Source organism: Bradyrhizobium sp. (genome assembly GCF_049581145.1).
Classification (GTDB): domain Bacteria; phylum Pseudomonadota; class Alphaproteobacteria; order Rhizobiales; family Xanthobacteraceae; genus Bradyrhizobium.
On the sequence record NZ_JBAURI010001113.1, the window covers coordinates 1 to 1,914 of the forward strand.

Consider the following 1,914-nt stretch of genomic DNA (forward strand, 5'->3'; position numbering starts at 1 on the left):
CTCCATGTCTTCATCATCTATGCCATCGGCTTCACCGCGCTTTATATCTACATCGCGAACTTGCGCGATCTGAAGGCCTCCGAGCTGCTGATCGTTCCGGTCACCTTCCTCGGCGCCAATTTCTTCGAATGGTGGATCCACCGCTTCGTGATGCATCGCCCCTCGCAGATCAAGGCATTCCGCGCGATCTATAACCGTCACACGCTGATGCATCACCAGTTCTTCACCGACCAGGAGATGCGCTTCGCCGACCATCGCGACTGGCGGGTGACGTTCTTCCCGCCTTACGCGCTGGCGACCTTCACGCTGATGTCGATCCCGCTCGCCATCGCCGCAGGCACCATCATCTCGGCGAATGTCGGCTGGCTCCTGATCGCGACCACGACCTCGATGTACCTGATCTACGAGTTCATGCATTTCTGCTGCCATGTCGAGGACGGCTGGTTCGTCCGCGTCACGCCGTTCGTCAACACCATCCGCCGCCACCATGCCGCCCATCACGACCCATCGATCATGATGGAGCGCAACATGAACCTGACCTTTCCGATCATGGACTGGCTGTTCGGCACGTCCGACCTCAACCGCGGCCTGCTCGGCCATCTCTTCAACGGTACCGAGACCCGCTACATCAAGACCGACATGCGCAGGACCTCGCGCACGCCGCGGCTCGACGCCGTGGCAAGCCAGCCTGCGGAGTGAGCAGCCTGGCCGGCATCGAGCCCAACGGGCTTGGCCTGCTCGTGTTCGGCACGGCTGTTGCTGTCGGCTGCCTCGGCTTCTTGACGATCACCGGCCTGTTTCCGCTCAGCGCGCGGCCGGCTTCGCTCGCGGGCGCGCCAGCGATCGCGCTGATCGTGGTCAATCTTGCCCTCGTCGTACTCTCTGCGCTCGCCGCACTGCTGTTCGCGCACCAAGCGCTGCGCTGGACTTCGGTGGTGGTGCTGGGCGGGCTGATCTTCCTGTTCGCGCCTGCTGCCTTGCAGGCCGTGCCTGACGAATGGCGCGATAGCCGCGCCGGGCTGGCCGTGCTCGGGATGATCCAGCTGGCGGCGCTGGTCGCCCTCTGTTCGCAGCTCCAGCTTTGGCCGCTCCAGCTTTTCGCCGCCGGTTAGGGGAGGCATCAGATGCCGTTTCACATCAAGGCCGCGCTCTCGATCATCGTCCTGCTGGTCGCCGGCGCCGGCTATGTCTACGAGGACGCGATCGGGATGTACGGCCCGAAGATCGCCATCCTGCTGCTCGCGCCGTTCATGGTGGTGGCGATGTGGATTTTTCCCGAAGTTAATCGCCGCAAGGCCGATTGACCGTCGTCGTTGCGCTCAGCGCGTTGATTTCTGGCTAAGCGGCACGGTGGCAAAGCGACTTGTCCGGCGTGGCTCGACGAGCGTAGCGCCCCATTTTCGCCCAACGACGCGGCGCTGGTGGGTACGCCATCGGCTCGCGCATTCGCGCGACCCGCTGTCCTTGCCCACCCTACGAGCTAGGAGCTGAAACGCGAAGCCAACCAACCGCGCAGGATGGGTTGGGCGCTTCGCGAAACCGATCATCGGGGCACGAACGTTGATGGGTATCGCTTCGCTCCACCCATCCTACGCGCTTCTTCGCTTCAGTGATCCGAACTTCGGAAACGACCTGCTAACGCGGCACCACTGCGGTGGCTTCGATCTCGACGCGCGCCGTGGGCTCGACCAGCCGCACGACCTGCACCAGCGCCATCGCCGGATAGTGCGTGCCGAAGATCTCACGATAGATTTGGCCGAGCACTTTCAGATTGGCCAGATATTCGTCCATGTCGACGACATACCAGGTCAGGCGCACCAGATGCTCCGGCCGCGCATCGCCTTCCGCCAGGATCGCTGCGATGTTGGCAAGGGTCTGGCGCACCTGCGCGACCAAGCCCGCGGACAAATGACC

At 63.3% G+C, this 1,914-nt stretch carries 4 protein-coding genes; 3 read left to right on the plus strand and 1 reads right to left on the minus strand.

Annotation, left to right across the window (positions count from 1 at the left end):
• The 3 genes from WCB02_RS35795 to WCB02_RS35805 all read left to right on the plus strand — a co-directional run.
• A partial coding sequence (locus tag WCB02_RS35795) for a sterol desaturase family protein (protein ID WP_423966230.1) occupies positions 1-699 on the plus strand: 699 nt, incomplete at its 5' end.
• Positions 696-1,112, plus strand: a complete 417-nt coding sequence (locus WCB02_RS35800; RefSeq protein ID WP_423966232.1) for a hypothetical protein — start codon at positions 696-698, stop codon at positions 1,110-1,112. The genes WCB02_RS35795 and WCB02_RS35800, both read left to right, overlap by 4 nt.
• Positions 1,113-1,124: 12 nt before the next feature.
• Positions 1,125-1,304, plus strand: coding sequence for a hypothetical protein (locus tag WCB02_RS35805; protein ID WP_423966234.1), 180 nt, complete (start codon positions 1,125-1,127; stop codon positions 1,302-1,304).
• A gap of 331 nt (positions 1,305-1,635) precedes the next feature.
• Here the strand turns inward: WCB02_RS35805 and WCB02_RS35810 are convergent.
• Positions 1,636-1,914, minus strand: a 279-nt coding sequence (locus WCB02_RS35810; RefSeq protein WP_423966236.1) for a RidA family protein, incomplete at its 5' end; no start/stop codon positions are given.

Excerpts from the sequence above, each read along its gene's own strand:
- WCB02_RS35805 (WP_423966234.1), top strand. The coding sequence starts at position 1,125 with ATGCCGTTTCACATCAAGGCCGCGCTCTCGATCATCGTCCTGCTGGTC.